Consider the following 17,079-nt stretch of genomic DNA (forward strand, 5'->3'; position numbering starts at 1 on the left):
CCGATCACAAATTTTGCGGCGTTCAGGAATCGTCAACCAGTCGCGGCAAATATCGCCGCCATGGCAAAACTTCTGATCGTTGAGGACGACGAGTCCGTCCGTACCCTTGCTGCCCGCGCGCTGGAGCGCGCCGGCCATCATGTCGATGTCGCTTGCGACGGCGCCGAAGGGCTGGAGCGCATCCAGGCCCGTAACGGCGGCTACGACCTCGTCGTCTCCGACATCCGCATGCCGGAGATGGACGGCATCGAGATGGCGCAACTGGCGGCGCGTTCCTATCCCGGGCTGCCGATCCTTTTGATGACCGGCTATGCCGACCAGCGCGAGCGCGCCGAAGAGCTCGACGCCATCATCATCGATGTCGTGCAAAAGCCGTTCACCCTGTCGGAGATTCGCGACCGCGTGTCGCTGGCGCTCGCGGCTCAGTCGACGGTGGCACTTGCCGGTGCTGCCTGAGGCGTCCGCGTCCCGACATTGAGCGCGAAGATACCGGCGCCGACGATCAAAAGCGCGCCGATGACCGTGCCGCCGCCGGGGACCTCGGCGAAAAACAGGAAGCCCCACAACGGCGCCCACAACAGGCCGGTATATTCGAATGTCGCCGCCTTGTTGGCCGGCGTCAGCCGGTAGGCCTGGCCGAGCAGCACCATGCCGGCAGCGGCGATGATCCCGCAGGCGCCCATCATCAGGAAGTCGCGCAGGCTTGGCCACAGCCATGGCCGCATCAGGAAATCGAGGCTGGGGTGGCCGGTCTGGTGGAAGCCGGTGGCCGAGAAGATGGCGGTGATGACGACCGCGCCGATGAGATAGGCGGCGTTCTGGTAGAAGGCCATGGTGGTGGCACTTTCGCTGACGCCGATCTTGCGCGCCATCAGCTGCGAGAAGCTGTAGAGGCCGGCCGAGACCAGCGACAGCAAGGCCGCCCATTCGAAGATGCCGGCACCCGGATTGACCATGACGATGACGCCCAGCAGGCCGACAGCGCCGGCGGCAAGGCTCTGCCACGGCACACGCTCGCCGAGATAGGGGCCGGCCATGGTCATGATCAGCAGCGGTGCGAGGAAAAACAAAGCTGCCGCAGCGGCGATCGGCAGTGCCGGGATCGCCAGGTAATAGGCGCAGTAGGACACAAACAGGATCGCCGAGCGCGTGGCGAGGAAGCGCCAGTTGGGCGAGGCCAGCGCCGCCAGGCCGACATCGCGATGCACCATCCAAAGCAGGATCGGCAGCGCCACCATGGCGCGGATCAGCAGCGCCTCGCTGACCGGGTAGGTGCCTGATACCGCCTTGATCAGCGCGTCCTGGATCGAAAACACCAGCACGCCGAGGCAAAGGCACAGGATGCCGACAAGCGTTCTGTTGTTCATGGTGTCCGAATTGCCTGTCGCATGAGGTCGCCTGGGCAATTGTAGCTGGAGATCGGGCCGAGCGAGAGCGCTTGTCGCCGCCGCCTGTTGGGCCAGCGGTCTCCGCGCGCCAGATGGCAGCGCGAAGGCCGCTGCAACACTTGAAGCTGCGCATGACCCGCGAAAATCGCCGCCGGTTGTCGGCAAGGCATGCTGGTGCCAAAAAAAACCCGCCGGCAAAGTCGCGGCGGGTGAAAGTAAGGACGGTACTTACCAGTCCGTAGCCGCATCTCTTGCAGCCACCTTCCAATGGGTAGGGCGACTATTCCTTGGCGTTTGACACGATGCAAACGAATTGGAATGATGACAGCCATTAGATTTTCTCATGACTGAAAACGTTTTCATGACGACACGCCTCGACAGCGACCTGTTGCGCACGTTCCTGGCGGTGGCCGAGAGCGGCAATTTCACCCGCGCGGCGGAGGGGGTCGGGCGCACCCAGTCGGCGATCTCCATGCAGATCAAGCGGCTCGAACAGGTTGTCGGCGACGTGCTGTTTACGCGCGGCGCGCGTGGTGTCACCCTGACCGAGCGCGGCGCCGAGCTCGTCGGCAATGCCCGCCGCATCGTCGCCCTGCTCGACGAGACCGCCTCGTCGATGCGCACGGCACCGCTGGGCGGACCGGTGCGGATCGGCATTCCCGAGGAATACGGCCAGCCCGTCCTGTCGCGGGCGCTCGGCGCCTTTGCCAAGCGCCATTCACAAGTGGAGGTGACGGTGCGGTTCGGCTATTCGGTCACCCAACTGGCCGCGCTGGCGGCAGGCGAACTCGATCTTGCCGTGGTGTTCGAATGGCAATTTCCTTCGGGCGCCGAAGTTCTGATGAATGATCCGACGGTCTGGGTCACCTCCATTCACCACAATTTGCATCTGGAGCGGCCGCTGCCGGTTGCCATGTACACGCGTCATGGCTGGTCGCGAGAATATGCGCTGCGCTCGCTCGAGCAGCGCGGCATCGACTATCGTTTTGCCTATACCAGCGACACCACCAACGGACTGTCGCTTGCCGTCACCGCCGGCCTGGCGCTGGCGCCGATGGCGCGCAGCAACATCCCTCCCGACTGCCGCGAACTGACCGAGGTCGAAGGCTTCGGCCCGATCGACACGACAAGGGTCGTCATGCATCGCAACCCGCGCGCCAACAGCGAAGCCGTCGACGCCATGGCCGACGCCATCAGGGATGCGTTTCATCAACGGCGCTGAACGCGAGCGGACCACCAGCGGGGCTAATCTCGAAACTGACCATCAGCGGCGCTGAGGAGCCTTGCCCTTGGCTCGCGCTTCTTCGCACCCCCCTCTGTCCTGCCGGACATCTCCCCCGCAAGGGGGGAGATCAGTCTCGTCTCCGCTACAGCTCATCCTGCTACGTTGTAGCTGCGAGCCCTATAGTGCTGGCGATTGGCTGCGGGGTCGTTGACAGCATGATCTCCCCCCTTGTGGGGGAGATGTCCGGCAGGACAGAGGGGGGTGGGACGGAGTGCGTCGGTGCAGGGCTGATTGCGAAACGGACCATCAGCGGGGCTGATGACGAAACTGAATCGACTTCCTGCCATGCCTCCTGACAAGATGGTGTCAGGACGGCGGTGCTATTGCGGCTGCATCAAACGAGGAGAAAGCCATGATCACCTTCTATCACGCCCCTTGGTCGCGCGCGTCCAACATGCTGTGGCTGCTCGAGGAACTCGGCGCGCCCTACAAGATCGAGTCTGTCGATATCCGTGCGCCTGGCGGGGTGCCGGAACAATACCGCGAGATCCAGCCCAACAAGAAGGTGCCGGCGATCGTCCATGACGGCGTCGTGGTCACCGAACGCGCGGCGATCTGCACCTATCTGTGCGATGTTTTCCCTCAAGCCGGCCTGGCGCCTGCCACCGGCGACAGCATGCGTGCGCCCTATCTGACCTGGCTCGTCTATGCCGATGCGGTGTTCGACCCGGTGCTGGCGGCCAAGGCGCATGGCCACGAATTCATGGGGGCCGGCTATTCCTACGGCTCGTTCAGCGAGATGGTCGCCCATCTCGAAAAGACGCTGGCCTCGCGCCCCTATATCGCCGGCGACCGCTTCACCGCGGCCGACACCCAGATCGGCGGCGGCATCAATTTCGGCATCCGCGTGTTGAAGACCTTGCCCGAGAAGCCGGTGTTCCTCGACTATGTCGAGCGCCTCGCCGCGCGCCCCGCCTTCCAGCGCGCCAGCCAGAAGGATTTTGCCATGGCGCAAGCGGCGGGCATGGTTGCGGGCTGAGGGGCGGGAGCGTCTGTAGGGCGGTGAGTGCGGTCTTGCACTTTCGGCCTCCCGCTCCGTCCCACCCCCTCTGTCCTGCCGGACATCTCCCCCGCAAGGGGGGAGATTGGTCTCGCCGCCGGCGGCGCTCATCCTGCTACGTCGTAGCTACGAGCCCCATGATGCTGGCGATTGGCTGCGGGGTCGGTGAAGGCATGATCTCCCCCCTTGCGGGGGAGATGTCCGGCAGGACAGAGGGGGGTGGGACGGAGTGCAACGGAGCAAGCAGCTCCCAGCTGCCCCCGCCTACCTCAGCTCCAACAGGCGCTCGAGATAGCTGCGTTCCAGCTCGGGGCTCAGCGCATTGCCGAGGCGCTTGCGGATGGCGTCGAGGATCTGGCGGGCGCGCTGCACGTCGATCTCGTCGGGTACCTTGGTCGAGTCGCCGAAATCGGGGCCGGTGGTGGCGCGCGGACGGCCGAGCGGATCGCGGTCGGCGTTCTGCTGACGCCCGCCTTCGCCGCTGCCGCCCTGGTCGCCCTGCATCGCCTGCATCTGCTGCATCATGTCCTGGGCGCCCTGGCGCAGCGCTTCGACGCGCGCGGCCCTGGTGGCCGACGGCACGGTCGCCTTCGCCCTTGCCGAGCGCGCCCTCGGCCTGGTTCATCGATTCACCGGCATCGCCAAAGCCTTTGCCCGGCTTGATGCCCAGGCCTTCAAGCCCCTTCATCAGCGCTTCGAGGTCCTTCTCCAGCTGGCCCTGGCCCTGCTGCAGCTGCTTCAGCGCGTCGGCGAATTCCTGCGGCGTCATCGGCCGGCCTTGGCCTTTCCCGCCCTTGTCTTGCTGCTCGCCCTGTTGCTGCTGCTGGCCGGACTCGCCATTGTCGCCGAACGGATCGCTGTTCTGGTCGCCCTGTGGCCCGCGCTGCATCTGGTCCATGCGGAAGGTCTCGTTCATCATCTCCTGCTGGCGCCGCATGATCTCGCCGAGCTTGTCCATCTGCTGGCGCATCTCGGAGTTCTGCTGGCCCTGCTGGCCCTGCTGGCGCTTGCCGGCCTGCAGATTGTTCATCATGTCCTGCAGCTGCGACAACAGCTCACGCGCCTGGTCGCGATTGCCCGACTTGGCCAGGTTCTCGATCTGGTCGAGCATGCGCTGCAGGTCGCTCTGGCGCAGTTCCTGGCCCGGCGTCTGGTTCTGGGCGTTCTGGTTCGGCTGGTTGCGTTCGGCGAACTCGCGCAAGAAGTCGTTCATCGCCTGGCGCAGTTCGGCCATCAGCTTGTCGATTTCTTCGTCGCTGGCGCCGCGTTCGAGCGCGTCCTGCAAGGCCTGCTGGGCCTGGCGCAGGCGCTTTTCCGCCGCCGAGAGGTCGCCTTCCTCGATGCCGAGCGCGACCTGCCAGAGATAGGCCACCGTCTCGCGCAGCTCATCGTCCGAGCCAGCCATCTGGAGCCGGGTGCGGGCGCTCATCAAGGCGAGATAATGCGACAGGTTGTCGATCGTATCCTCGGGCCTGAGCGTGATCGCGTCCATCAGCTCGAGCACGCGCGGCTTGGCGTTGGCGTCGAGCGCCAGCAGCCGCCGCTGCTCGATCACCGCCCGGGCCAGCGGATTGGTGAAGGGTTTTTCGGGCAGGATGATCGTCTTGGTTTCGCTTTGCGCCTCTTGCCCGGCATCATCGGTGGCATGCAAGGTCAGCTTCACCGAAGCCCCGGCCCAGACATGTTCGGTCAGGTCGCGCGTTGCCTTCACCGGCTTTTTGGCGGCACCGCGGCGTGGCAAGGACAGCGGCATTTCGGGCGGGCCGTAGAGCGGACGGGCATCCGGCGGCTGTTGTTCGGCCAGGGCGAAATCGGCCTTGGCCGAGGCTGCGCCATAATCGTCTTCGATGTTGTAGTTCAGCTCCAGCGTGCCGTTGACGGCGCGCCTGGGCTCGCCGGCAAAGCTGATCTTCGGCGGGTTGTCGGGTGTCACCGCAAAGGCCCAGCTGTTGAGCGCGTCATCGCCGGATTTCAGCGTCAGCCGGCCCGCGGCGACGAGCTTTTCGGAAAACTGGCGCACGCTGGCGACCGGTCCCGATGTCACAGGGGCGGCAGGGTCGGCTTTCTGGCCCATCGGCGCGATGTCGCGCGCAACACCCGCAGCATCGGTGAAACCAAGCGTTTCGTCGCCGGCCCCGCCGGTGACGCGCAGCGACAATTCGCTGCCCTCGGGCACGTTGATGACGGCAGCGTCCTTGCCGGCGTCGGCGGTCAGGAAGATCGGCGCCTTGCCGGTATAGGTCGGTGGCGTCACCCAGGCGTCGATGCGCGGCGCAATGGCATCGCGCACGGCATGCGCCTTGAAGCCATCGCCAAGCCGCCCGCCGGCCGGGCCGAAGGAAAAGGCAAAGGCGCAGACAAACAGCAAGGCAGCGACTGCCCGCAGCGCCCAGGGGTCGCGCTCGGGCACACGCGTCTGCGGCAGGTCGCCGCCCAGCGTGCCGAGCCGTTCGGCCATGCGTTTCTGGTGCTCGCGCCACAAGGCGTCGGCGAAGCTGTCGGGCCTCCCCGAGGGACGGTCGGTCTGGACCTGGACCGGCGTGTGCAGCAGCTGGTTGGCGCGTTCGAGCCGGCTGTCGATCTCGGCCCATTCAGGCAGGCGGAAAAAGCGCAAGGGATATAGCGAGGCAAGCCCGGCGATGCCGAAGGCTGCGACCAGCGAAAGCCGCGCCATGTCGGGCAGAAGGCGAAACAGGCCGAGCCAGGACAGGCTGACAAACAGGCTGGCGACGACGATCAGCGGCAGCACAAGCGGCCAGCCGCGCTCGACGACCATGGCCGCTGCGATGGCCAGGCGTGTCCGGCCCAGGCTTGCGGCGAGCTTGCGGTGCAGCGCTGGTCTTGTCGGTTCCGTCATCGGCCCTTCCGCATGGGTGGCGCGGGATGCGGCCCACCTGCCTCTGGCAGAATAACATCAATCACGGCGAAGGCGAGGCGACCAACGTAATCGTGAAGCTCAACGCGCAGCACTTCCAGAGGAAGCGCAAGGAACGCCGTAGAATTCCCGATCCATGTCCTGAGGAGTTGGCCCGACCGTCAGGCGAGCCAGTCGGGCACCGAATCGAGCCCGATCAGCTCGTCATAGCTCTGGCGCTTGCGCACGACATGGAAACGCTCGCCGTCGACGAGCACTTCGGGGACCAGAAGCCGGGTGTTGTAGGTGCCGGCCTGGACCGCGCCATAGGCGCCGGCGGTGCCGACGGCGATCAGGTCGCCGGCCTTGAGCCTGGGCAGCTCGCGGTCGAGGCCGAGATAGTCGCCGGTTTCACAGACCGGGCCGACGATGTCGACATTCATCCGCGGCGCATCGGCTGCCGGCTGCACCACCGGGCGGATGTCGTGATAGGCGTCGTAGAGCGTCGGCCGGATCAGGTCGTTCATCGCCGCGTCGACGATCAGGAAGTTCTTGGCGTCGCCTTCCTTCACGAAGATGACTTCCGAAACCAGGATGCCGGCATTGCCGACGATCAGCCGGCCCGGCTCGAACATCACCTTGAGGCCGAGCTTGCCGACATGCTTGTGCACGATCCGGGCGTAGGCATCAGGCAAGGGTGGCGGGTTGTTGTCGGTCTTGTAGGGAATGCCGAGGCCGCCGCCGAGATCGACATGGTCGATGGCGTGGCCGTCGGCCTTCAGCGTCTCGACCAGCTCGGCCATCAGCGCAAAGGCATCGTCGAAAGGCTGCAGCTCGGTGATCTGGCTGCCGATATGCATGTCGATGCCTGTTACCTTGATGCCGGGCAAAGCGGCCGCCCGGGCATAGACCTCACGCGCCCGCTGGCGCGGAATGCCGAACTTGTTTTCGGCAAGCCCGGTCGAGATCTTCTTGTGCGTCCTGGCGTCGACGTCTGGGTTGATGCGCAGCGACACCGGCGCGGTCTTGCCGTTGGCCACCGCACGCGCCGACAAAAGTTCGAGCTCCGGCTCGGATTCGACGTTGAAGCACAAGATGCCGGCCTCAAGTGCGAAGTCCATCTCGCGCGCCGTCTTGCCGACGCCTGAGAACAGGATCTTGCTGGCCGGGATGCCGGCGGCGAGCGCGCGTCGCATCTCGCCTTCCGAAACCGTGTCGGCGCCGGCGCCGAGCCTTGCCAGCGTGGTCAGCACGGCCTGGTTCGAATTGGCCTTGAGCGCGTAGCAGACCAGCGCGTCGAGATCGGCGAATGCCTTGGAGAAGACCTGGAAATGGCGCGTCAGGGTCGCGGTCGAATAGCAGTAGAACGGGGTGCCGACAGCAGCGGCGATATCGGTCAGCGCCACATCTTCGGCGTAGAGGACGCCGTCACGATAGTCGAAATGGTTCACGGCAGCATGCTTTCGAAAGGTGAGTGCGGCTCAAAGCAGCGGGTCGAGGATGAAAGGCTTGTCTTCGACCGGTTTCACCGGGGCGGGGCCAACAGGCTGGCCGGCCTTTTGCGCATCCTTTTGCGCCTGCACGGCGGCGTCATAAGGCGTGTCGAGGTCGCCCTTGCGGCCGCAGGCCGAAACCATGCCGACCGCCGCCATCAGCCCGAGCGTCACCAAAATCCTGCCAGCGGTCATGACCCATCCATCCGAGAAAATTTCCCCGCCGCTTGTAGCGGAGATTCTTGGGCTTTGCACCCCGGCTCAATCAAGCTTTCGTCAGTCTCTTCTTCCAGTAACGGATCTGTTTCTTCACTTCGACAGGTGCTGTGCCGCCAAACGAGGTCCGGCTCTTGACCGAGTTCTGCACCGACAGCACCGAAAAGATATCGGAGGTGATGCCGGCATGGATCGACTGGAGCTCGTCGAGCGCAAGCTTTTCGAGCCCGAGCTTCTTGCTTTCGGCCAAAGCCACGGCACGGCCGGTGACATGGTGCGCCTCGCGGAAGGGCAGGCCGATCTCGCGCACCAGCCAGTCGGCAAGGTCGGTCGCGGTCGAGTAGCCCGAGCCGGCGGCCTTTTTCATCGCCTGGTCGTTGATCGCAATGTCGCCGACCATGCCGGTCATCGCCGCCAGCATCAGGTCGAGCGTCTCGGCGGCGTCGAACACCGCTTCCTTGTCTTCCTGCATGTCCTTGGAATAGGTCAGCGGCAGGCCCTTCATCACGGTCAACAGCCCGATCAGGTGGCCGTTGACGCGGCCGGTCTTGGCGCGCACCAGCTCGGCGGCATCGGGGTTCTTCTTCTGCGGCATGATCGACGAGCCGGTGGAGAAGGAATCCGACAGGCGCACGAAGCCGAATTGCGGCGTCGACCAGATGACGATCTCTTCGGCAAGCCGCGACATGTGGGTGGCGCAGATCGCAGCGATCGACAGGAATTCGAGCGCGTAGTCGCGGTCCGACACGCTGTCGAGCGAGTTGCGGGTCGGCTCGCGGAAGCCGAGCGCCTTGGCGGTCTGGAAGCGGTCGATCGGGAAGCCGGTGCCGGCAAGGGCTGCGGCCCCGAGCGGGCTTTCGTTCATGCGCTCGATGGCGTCGCGGACGCGGCTCAGGTCACGCGCGAACATCTCGACATAGGCCATGCAATGGTGGCCGAAGGTCACCGGCTGGGCCGTCTGCAGATGGGTGAAGCCGGGCATGACGGTTGCGGCGTGCTGCTCGGCGCGTTCGAGGAAGGCGGCGATCAGCCCCTTCAGCGCTTCAGCGACGCGGTGGAACTCGTCCTTGACCCAGAGCCGGAAGTCGACGGCAACCTGGTCGTTGCGCGAACGCGCGGTGTGCAGGCGCCCGGCGGCCGGGCCGATCAGCTCGGCCAGGCGCGACTCGATGTTCATGTGGATGTCTTCGAGCCGGGTCGAAAAGGCGAAGCTGCCGGCTTCGATTTCTCGCAGGATCGTGTTCAGCCCGTGAGCGATTTTCTGTTGATCGTCAGCCGAAATAATGCCCGTTTCCGCCAGCATCTCGGAGTGGGCGACGGAACCTCTGATATCCTGGGCGTAGAGCTTCTTGTCGAAGCCGATCGAGGCGTTGATCGCCTCCATGATCGCCGCCGGGCCCGAGGCAAAACGTCCGCCCCACATCTGGTTGCTGGCCTTCTTGTCGCTCATCGTGATACCCGGGCTCCGGAGAAAATTGATTAGATGTCGGACCGCAGAAAAATGTTTCCAGCCCCACGCCATATCCTGGTTGCCGCCGTTGCGGGCGTGATCGCCGGCGCGGTCGCGGTATATGTCAGCACGACCCGTCCTGGCAACAACACGCCGTCACCGACCGTCGCTGCCGACACCACGGCTGTGAGCCCCGACGACAAGCTGTGCGCGGCGAAGGCTGAAAAGGCCAAGGCTGTCGGTGCCGCCGCCACCGGCCAGGTCGCGGCGATGACGCCGGCCGATCCGCCGCAGTCGCTGAAGACGCTCGCCTTCAACGATCCCGAGGGCAAGCCGATGACCATTGCCGACCATGCCGGGCGCACGCTTCTGGTCAATCTGTGGGCGACCTGGTGCGCGCCGTGCCGTGCCGAAATGCCGGCACTCGATGCGCTCGAGCGCGAGATGGGCGGCGAGGAATTCGAGGTCGTGGCGATCAATGTCGACACCGGCGACGACACCAAGCCGAAGAAGTTCCTCGAAGAAACCGGCGTCGCTTCGCTCGGTCACTACCGCGACAACACGCTTGGCGTGTTCAACGATCTGAAGAAGCGCGGGCTGGCTCTCGGCCTGCCGGTGACGCTTCTGATCGACGGCGAAGGCTGCCTGCTCGCCAATATGAACGGCCCGGCCGAATGGGCCAGCCCCGACGCCAAGAAGCTGATCGAGGCCGCACTGGCCAAATAAGGGCCCCAATAAGGCCTGCGTATCCACACACGTTTGTTGCCGCGCGACTGCAATTCCAGATTGCACCGCTGGGGCCGCCATCTTCGCGGTTTTCTTCCGCGAAGGGTGGCTAGCGGCATATCCATTCCATTTCTGGCCTTTCATTAGCCGGCATTGCCAGCAGTTGACCGGCAGGTGAGACGGGTCTCATTCCAGGCAAATTGCTTTCGTTTTTTACAAAAGCGAAAGCAAGTCATCAGGTTGTGGCGAAAGCGAAATCGAAGCGCGCCAAATGCGACCTTCATACGATCGCTACAAAACTGTTGTCGCGCTGTCATAATCCGACAATACTGGTCCTTGCGGAACTAAACATTTCGCCAACCAGAACGGGAGCGAGACGATGAAGACCCTAGGCTTCGCGGCCGGAGTTGCCGCCACCATGACGCTGTTGTCCAGCACCTCCGCCTTCGCGGTCACCGAGATCTCATGGTGGCATGCCATGACCGGCGCGAACAACGAGGTCGTCAACCAGCTTTCCAAGGAATTCAACGAGAGCCAGAGCGACTACAAGATCGTTCCGGTTTTCAAGGGCACCTATCCCGAGACGCTGAACGCCGGCATCGCCGCCTTCCGCGCCAAGCAGCCGCCTGCGATCATGCAGGTCTTCGATGCCGGCACCGGCACGATGATGGGTGCCGAAGGCGCCATCAAGCCGGTCGCCGACATCCTGTCGATGGGCGGCCAGGCCTTCGACAAGAGCCAGTATCTGCCGGGCATCGTCGCTTATTATTCGAAGCCCGACGGCACCATGCTGTCGTTCCCCTACAATTCGTCGTCGCCGATCCTCTATTACAACAAGGACATCTTCCAGAAGGCCGGCCTCGACGTCGACAACCCGCCCAAGACCTGGGGCGAGGTCTGGGATGCCGCCAAGAAGATCAAGTCGAGCGGTGCTGCCCCTTGCGGCTTCACCTCGACCTGGCTGACCTGGATCCACACCGAAAATTTCGCCGCCTGGAACAACCTCTCCTATGGCAGCAATGAAAACGGCATCGGCGGCACCGATGTCGAGCTCAAGATCAATGCGCCGGCCTTCGTCAAGCACTTCCAGGAGCTCGCCGACCTCGCCAAGGACGGCACCTTCAAATATGGCGGCCGCACGTCTGAGGCCAAGCAGATCTTCCTCGCCGGCGAATGCGGCATCTTCACCGAATCCTCCGGCGGTCTCGGCGACATCGTCAAGTCGGGCATGAACTACGGCACCGGCCAGCTGCCTTACGAGGCTGACGCAGCCGGTGCACCGCAAAACACCATCCCCGGTGGCGCGTCGCTGTGGGTCTTTGCCGGCCTGCCCGACGAGCAGTACAAGGGTGTCGCCGCCTTCTTCAACTTCCTGTCGCAGACGCCGATCCAGGCCCGCCTGCACCAGGTATCGGGCTATCTGCCAGTGACGCTCGCCGCTTATGAAGAAACCAAGAAGTCGGGCTTCTACGACAAGAACCCGGCCCGCGAGATCCCGATCAAGCAGATGATGGGCAAGGCCCCGACCGAAAACTCGAAGGGCGTGCGCCTCGTCAACCTGCCGCAGGTCCGCGACATCGAAAACGAAGAGCTCGAAAAGATGCTCGCCGGCCAGCAGACCGCCCAGCAGGCGCTCGACAACACGGTCGCGCGCGGCAACAAGGCGATCCAGGAAGCGATCGGCAACTGAGCCGGACGCTCTGCTCGGAATTGCCCCTCACCCTTACCCTCTCCCCGTGAAAAACGGGGAGAGGGGGGCGTCCACGTTCCCGCTTGTCCCTTCTCCCCGTTCTTCACGGGGAGAAGGTGCCGGCCCTTCGATACGCTCAGGAGCGGATGAGGGGCGGCACCAACGCCTGACGTCAGTCACGAGGCCCTCATTGTCCCCACGCGTCGTCTTTCCCAACAAGATCCTGCCCTATCTGCTGGTCGCGCCGCAGCTGGCGATCACGCTGGTGTTCTTCTACTGGCCGGCCAGCCAGGCGCTGCGCCAGTCGATGCTGCGCGAGGACCCGTTCGGCCTGTCGTCGAAATTCGTCTGGTTCGACAATTTCAAGAAGGTGCTGTCGGACCCCAATTACCTCAACTCGATCAAGGTCACGGCGATCTTTTCGATCTCGGTGGCGGCGGTCGCCATGGGCACCGCATTGCTGCTCGCCGTCATGGCCGAGAAGGTGGTGCGCAGCCGCGGCCTCTACCGCACGCTGATGATCTGGCCCTATGCGGTGGCGCCCGCCATTGCCGGCATGTTGTGGCTGTTTTTGTTCAACCCGTCGATCGGCTCGCTCGCTTACGGCCTGCGCTGGCTCGGCATCAACTGGGACCCGCTGCTCGATGGCGAGCAGGCGATGGCGCTGGTGGTGGCGGCAGCGTCGTGGAAGCAGATCAGCTACAATTTCCTGTTTTTCGTCGCCGGCCTGCAGGCGATCCCCAAGACGCTGATCGAGGCGGCGGCGATCGACGGCGCCGGCGAAAACAAGCGCTTCTGGACCATCGTCTTTCCGCTGCTGGCGCCGACCACCTTCTTTTTGCTGGTGGTCAACACCGTATACGCCTTCTTCGACACCTTCGGCATCATCCACGCCGTGACCGGCGGCGGGCCGGGCAAGGCGACCGAGACGCTGGTCTACAAGGTCTACAATGACGGCTTCGTCAATCTGATCCTCGGCGACTCGGCGGCACAGTCGGTGATCCTGATGGTCATCGTCATCGCACTGACCGCGATCCAGTTCCGCTATGTCGAAAAGAAGGTGCATTATGGCTGAGCCGAAAGCCCTTGCGCCTGTAAGCGGCCACGACAAGCTGATGATCGGCCAGTCGGTCACAGGCATCTATGTCGCGCATGCCATCCTGATCCTCGGCATCGTCATCGTGGCGTTCCCGATCTACTACACTTTCGTTGCCTCGACCCATTCGCTGCAGACCATCCTGCGGCCGCCGCTGCCGCTGTTGCCCGGCGACCGGTTCCTCGAAAACTATGCCGAGGCGCTGTTCGGCGGGGTCGGGCGCATCGGCGGGGTCAGTGTCGCGACACTTCTGCTCAACACCACCATCGTTGCGCTTGGCATCGCCATCGGCAAGATCATCATTTCCCTGCTGTCGGCCTATGCCATCGTGTTCTTCCGCTTTCCGCTGCGGATGACGTTCTTCTGGCTGATCTTCATCACGCTGATGCTGCCGGTCGAGGTCCGCATCCTGCCGACCTACAAGGTGATGGTCGATCTCGGCCTGATCGACACCTATACCGGGCTGATCGTGCCGCTGATCGCCTCGGCGACGGCGACACTGCTGTTCCGCCAGTTCTTCCTGACCATCCCGGGCGAGCTGGTCGAGGCGGCGCGTGTCGATGGCGCCGGCCCGTGGCGCTTCTTCTGGGATATCCTGCTGCCGCTGTCGCGTACCAACATCGCGGCTTTGTTCGTCATCCTGTTCATCTATGGCTGGACACAATATCTGTGGCCGCTGCTCGTCACCAACCGCAACGACATGAACACCATCGTCATTGCGCTCAGGAAGATGATCTCGTTTGCCGATGCCGATACCGAATGGCATCTGGTGATGGTCACTTCCATGCTGGCCATCGTGCCGCCGATCCTGGTCGTTGTGCTGATGCAACGCTGGTTCGTCCGCGGCCTCGTCGATACGGAGAAATAATGGCAACCGTCGATCTCAAGGACGTCAGGAAGATCTATGCCGGCGGGGTCGAGGCGGTGAAGGGCGTGTCCATCGCCATTCCCGACAAGGCGCTGTGCGTGCTCGTCGGCCCCTCGGGCTGCGGCAAGTCCACGCTTTTGCGCATGATCGCCGGGCTCGAGACCATCTCGGCCGGCACCTGCTCGATCGACGGCAAGGTGGTCAATGCCATCGGCCCGACCGAGCGCGACATCGCCATGGTGTTCCAGAACTATGCGCTCTACCCGCATATGAAGGTCTACGACAATATGGCCTATGGCCTGCGCAATCGCGGCATGCCCAAGGACGAAGTCGACAAGCGTGTGCGCGGCACGGCGCAGACGCTGGAGCTCGAGCATCTGCTCGAGCGGCGGCCGCGCGAATTGTCGGGCGGGCAGCGCCAGCGTGTCGCCATGGGCCGCGCCATCGTGCGCAACCCCAAGGTGTTTTTGTTCGACGAGCCGCTGTCCAACCTCGATGCCAAGCTGCGTGGCCAGATGCGCGTCGAGATCAAGAGCCTGCAGCGCAAGCTCGGCGTCACCTCGGTCTATGTCACCCACGACCAGCTCGAGGCGATGACCCTGGCCGACGTTCTGGTGGTGATGAATGCCGGGCTGGTCGAACAGCTCGGCGCGCCGCTCGACATCTATGAAAAGCCGGCTTCGACCTTTGTCGCTTCCTTCATCGGCGCACCGCCGATGAACCTCCTGCCGCTGCGCGGCGGCCAGCTCGAAGACGCCATCACGCTGCCGACTGTTTCAGGCAATGCCGCAACGATCGGCTTCCGGCCCGAGGACTGCGAGGTCGGCGCCGATGGCGCGACCTCGACCGATGGCCTCAGGCTGATGGCCAGGGTCGAGGGCGTCGAACCGGTGGGGGCGGAGAGTTTCCTCTATTGCGCGGCCGGTGGCGGCAAGATCGTCGTGCGGGTCGCCGGCCGCACCGAAGTGCTGGTTGGCGACCAGCTGCCGATCTTTGCCCGGCGCGAAAAGCTGCATTTCTTCGGCAGCGACGGCAAACGGGTCTGAGCCGGCTTTGTTTGCGCCCCTGAGCCTGTCGGGCGACCGGTCAACCGCAACTCGTAGCAGCGATCGCTCGAATTTGACGACCGGTGCTAACCTCCTGTTCATGCCGCACGACCAAAGATCGCGGCAGGATCCAGGAGGTGGCGGCATTGTTCGCATCGTTGAAGAAGCTTTCGCCGCAGGCGTGGCTGCAACTGGCCGGCTGGACCGTGTTCGGCACGCTTGGCTGCGTTGCGGTCTCGCTCATCGTGACCGTGGCGCTGTTTCGCAATGCCGGCGCCGAAATGCTCGACCTCGCGCTGGTCGAGGCCACCGTGGTGCCGATCCTTCTGGCCGCGCCTTTGTTTTTCTACCTGACGCTCAAGCTGCGTGAACTGGCTGTCGTCAACCACAAGCTGGTGGTTGCCGCATCGACCGACGCGCTGACCGCCTGCCTCAACCGCGGTGCCTTTTCGAGCCGGGTCAACGCCGTGCTTGCCCGCGAGATCGTGCGCCGGCGTTCCATGGGCGCGCTTTTGGTCATCGATGCCGATCACTTCAAGTCGGTCAACGACCGCTTCGGCCATGCCGAGGGCGACACGGCGCTGCGCATGATCGTTGCGGCGATCCAGCCCTGCCTACGCAGCGACGACATGCTTGGCCGCCTCGGCGGCGAGGAGTTCGCGGTGTTTTTGCCGGGGGCGTCACCGGTCAGCGCCGCCGACATCGCCGAGCGCATCCGCCGCTCGGTGGCCGAAGCACCGTTCCAGCCCGGTGGCACGAACCACCGGCTGACGGTCAGCGTCGGCGGCGCGGTGTTCGACCGGCCGGTGATGTTCGACGACCTGTTCCGTGTCGCCGACCTGCATCTTTACGAAGCCAAGGGCGCGGGGCGCAACCGCGTCGAACTCGCGCCGATGCCGTCGGAGCTGACACCAAGCTGGTATCACACCGGACTTCCGAACTGAGGCGCCAGGCTGTCGGCGGGCGAAGCGTCCGCCGCTACGCGGTTCAGCGCGTCGGAACCGGGTGCTCGCCGCGATAGTCGTAGAAACCGCGCCCGGTCTTGCGGCCGAGCCAGCCGGCTTCGACATATTTGACCAGCAGCGGGCAGGGGCGGTATTTCGAGTCCGACAGGCCGTCATGCAGCACCTGCATGATCGACAGGCAAGTGTCGAGGCCGATGAAGTCGGCGAGCTGCAGCGGTCCCATCGGATGGTTGGCGCCGAGCTTCATGGCGGTGTCGATGGCTTCGACCGTGCCGACGCCCTCGTAGAGCGTGTAGATCGCCTCGTTGATCATCGGCAACAGGATGCGGTTGACGATGAAGGCCGGGAAATCCTCCGACACCGTCACGGTCTTGTCGAGATTGCGGACATAGGACTTGGCCAGCTCGAAGGTCTTGTCTTCGGTGGCGATGCCGCGCACCAGCTCGACAAGCTTCATCACCGGCACCGGGTTCATGAAGTGGATGCCGATGAAACGTTCGGGGCGGTCGGTCTGGGCGGCCAGCCGGGTGATCGAGATCGACGAGGTGTTGGTGGCGAGGATCGCCTCGGGGTTGAGCTGCGGACACAGCTGCGCATAGATCTTGCGCTTGATGGTCTCGTCTTCGGTCGCCGCCTCGATGACAAGGTCGGCACTGGCAAGGTCGGCCATCGCCGGCGCCGACGAGATGCGGGCCATGGCGTCCTTGCGGGCCTGGTCCTCGAGCTTGCCCGAGGCGACCTGGCGCGCCAGGTTGCCGTTGATGGTGGCGATGCCCTTTTCGATGCGGTCGGGCGACACGTCGTAAAGCAGCACGCTGTAGCCGGCCAGCGCCGAGACATGCGCAATTCCGCCGCCCATCTGGCCAGCGCCGACAATGCCGATCGTCTCGATCTTACCCGTCATCACACCTATCCCGTCGCCGTCTTTTTTGGTTTTGTGCAATGCAAACTAAATGGCCGGGGTAGCACTCGTCTACCCCGGCCATCATATTTTAATCCCGC

Annotated in this window: 14 protein-coding genes and 1 pseudogene; 9 read left to right on the forward strand and 6 right to left on the reverse strand. The window is 64.2% G+C overall.

Annotation, left to right across the window (positions count from 1 at the left end; genetic code table 11):
* The first annotated feature begins 60 nt into the window (after positions 1 to 60).
* Positions 61 to 456 (forward strand): response regulator, encoded by a 396-nt coding sequence (locus tag ACHMW7_RS08665; protein WP_395449863.1) that lies wholly within the window; start codon positions 61 to 63, stop codon positions 454 to 456.
* Here ACHMW7_RS08665 and ACHMW7_RS08670 read toward each other — a convergent pair.
* Entirely contained in the window at positions 423 to 1,367 is a 945-nt protein-coding gene (locus ACHMW7_RS08670) for a DMT family transporter (protein ID WP_395449864.1), read from the reverse strand. The genes ACHMW7_RS08665 and ACHMW7_RS08670 overlap by 34 nt on opposite strands.
* Positions 1,368 to 1,749: 382 nt before the next feature.
* Here ACHMW7_RS08670 and ACHMW7_RS08675 point away from each other — a divergent pair, with 382 nt between their 5' ends.
* Positions 1,750 to 2,610, forward strand: a complete 861-nt coding sequence (locus tag ACHMW7_RS08675) for a LysR substrate-binding domain-containing protein (RefSeq protein ID WP_395451292.1) — start codon at positions 1,750 to 1,752, stop codon at positions 2,608 to 2,610.
* A gap of 415 nt (positions 2,611 to 3,025) precedes the next feature.
* Positions 3,026 to 3,652: a glutathione S-transferase family protein gene (locus ACHMW7_RS08680; RefSeq protein ID WP_395449865.1), complete on the forward strand. Its 627-nt coding sequence runs from the start codon at positions 3,026 to 3,028 to the stop codon at positions 3,650 to 3,652.
* A gap of 285 nt (positions 3,653 to 3,937) precedes the next feature.
* On the opposite strand, the pseudogene ACHMW7_RS08685 reads toward ACHMW7_RS08680, so the two are convergent.
* The 4 genes and pseudogenes from ACHMW7_RS08685 to argH form a co-directional block, all read right to left on the reverse strand.
* Positions 3,938 to 6,530 (reverse strand): annotated as a pseudogene (locus ACHMW7_RS08685) (TIGR02302 family protein).
* Between the two features lie 179 nt (positions 6,531 to 6,709).
* Entirely contained in the window at positions 6,710 to 7,978 is a 1,269-nt protein-coding gene (lysA, locus tag ACHMW7_RS08690) for a diaminopimelate decarboxylase (RefSeq protein ID WP_395449866.1), read from the reverse strand.
* A 30-nt stretch (positions 7,979 to 8,008) separates the two neighbouring features.
* On the reverse strand, positions 8,009 to 8,215 hold the full coding sequence (locus tag ACHMW7_RS08695; RefSeq protein ID WP_395449867.1) for a lipoprotein: 207 nt from the start codon (positions 8,213 to 8,215) through the stop codon (positions 8,009 to 8,011).
* 70 nt (positions 8,216 to 8,285) lie between these two features.
* Complete coding sequence (gene argH, locus ACHMW7_RS08700; RefSeq protein ID WP_395449868.1) at positions 8,286 to 9,686, reverse strand: argininosuccinate lyase; 1,401 nt, start codon at positions 9,684 to 9,686, stop codon at positions 8,286 to 8,288.
* Positions 9,687 to 9,719: 33 nt separating this feature from the next.
* Here argH and ACHMW7_RS08705 point away from each other — a divergent pair, with 33 nt between their 5' ends.
* From ACHMW7_RS08705 to ACHMW7_RS08730, 6 genes are all read left to right on the forward strand, one after another.
* A complete protein-coding gene (locus ACHMW7_RS08705) occupies positions 9,720 to 10,412 on the forward strand; it encodes a TlpA family protein disulfide reductase (protein WP_395449869.1) in 693 nt (230 codons plus the stop codon).
* Between the two features lie 379 nt (positions 10,413 to 10,791).
* Entirely contained in the window at positions 10,792 to 12,102 is a 1,311-nt protein-coding gene (gene ugpB / locus ACHMW7_RS08710) for a sn-glycerol-3-phosphate ABC transporter substrate-binding protein UgpB (RefSeq protein ID WP_395449870.1), read from the forward strand.
* Positions 12,103 to 12,292: 190 nt separating this feature from the next.
* Positions 12,293 to 13,177 (forward strand): sn-glycerol-3-phosphate ABC transporter permease UgpA, encoded by an 885-nt coding sequence (gene ugpA, locus ACHMW7_RS08715; protein ID WP_395449871.1) that lies wholly within the window; start codon positions 12,293 to 12,295, stop codon positions 13,175 to 13,177.
* 40 nt (positions 13,178 to 13,217) lie between these two features.
* Positions 13,218 to 14,066, forward strand: a complete 849-nt coding sequence (ugpE, locus tag ACHMW7_RS08720; protein WP_395451293.1) for a sn-glycerol-3-phosphate ABC transporter permease UgpE — start codon at positions 13,218 to 13,220, stop codon at positions 14,064 to 14,066.
* Positions 14,066 to 15,112 (forward strand): sn-glycerol-3-phosphate ABC transporter ATP-binding protein UgpC, encoded by a 1,047-nt coding sequence (ugpC, locus tag ACHMW7_RS08725; RefSeq protein WP_395449872.1) that lies wholly within the window; start codon positions 14,066 to 14,068, stop codon positions 15,110 to 15,112. Before ugpE ends, ugpC begins: the two co-directional genes overlap by 1 nt.
* Positions 15,113 to 15,258: 146 nt before the next feature.
* The gene (locus ACHMW7_RS08730; RefSeq protein WP_395449873.1) at positions 15,259 to 16,056 is read left to right on the forward strand and encodes a GGDEF domain-containing protein; all 798 of its coding nucleotides are present in this window, start codon (positions 15,259 to 15,261) and stop codon (positions 16,054 to 16,056) included.
* A gap of 43 nt (positions 16,057 to 16,099) precedes the next feature.
* Here ACHMW7_RS08730 and ACHMW7_RS08735 read toward each other — a convergent pair whose 3' ends face one another.
* Positions 16,100 to 16,981 (reverse strand): 3-hydroxybutyryl-CoA dehydrogenase, encoded by an 882-nt coding sequence (locus tag ACHMW7_RS08735; protein WP_395449874.1) that lies wholly within the window; start codon positions 16,979 to 16,981, stop codon positions 16,100 to 16,102.
* Positions 16,982 to 17,079 lie beyond the last annotated feature (98 nt).

Origin of the sequence: Aminobacter sp. UC22_36, from assembly GCF_044056035.1 — a bacterium.
In the GTDB taxonomy this organism is placed as follows: domain Bacteria; phylum Pseudomonadota; class Alphaproteobacteria; order Rhizobiales; family Rhizobiaceae; genus Aminobacter.